The sequence below is a fragment of the Alicyclobacillus suci genome, from assembly GCF_017329615.1.
GTDB classification, from domain to species: Bacteria; Bacillota; Bacilli; order Alicyclobacillales; family Alicyclobacillaceae; genus Alicyclobacillus; species Alicyclobacillus suci.
On sequence record NZ_JAFMTW010000211.1, the window covers coordinates 1 to 280 of the forward strand.

Sequence of the window (280 nt, forward strand, 5' to 3'; positions counted from 1 at the left end):
TGCTTGGCTCAAATCACGGGACTTACGAGACCTAGACATTGTGGTTTCAGACAGTCATGCAGGACTCGTCCGTGCCCTTCAGACGGAATTCCAAGGCTGCAATGTCAGACACACTTTATGCGCAATCTGTTGGACGCTACACCAAAGTCACTGCACGAGGATGTCTACACACGTGTACGGCCCATCCTGGATGCGCCCGATATCCAAACAGCTCGACTACTCAAAGACAAGTTTGCCGAGGAGTACGCTGAGCGGGCACCCAAGGCCGTGAAAGTGCTGG

General features: G+C 53.6%; 1 pseudogene. It reads left to right on the plus strand.

Annotated features, from left to right (window positions below):
- Nucleotides 1-280, plus strand: a pseudogene (locus tag J3482_RS22230) (transposase); the annotation flags it as partial.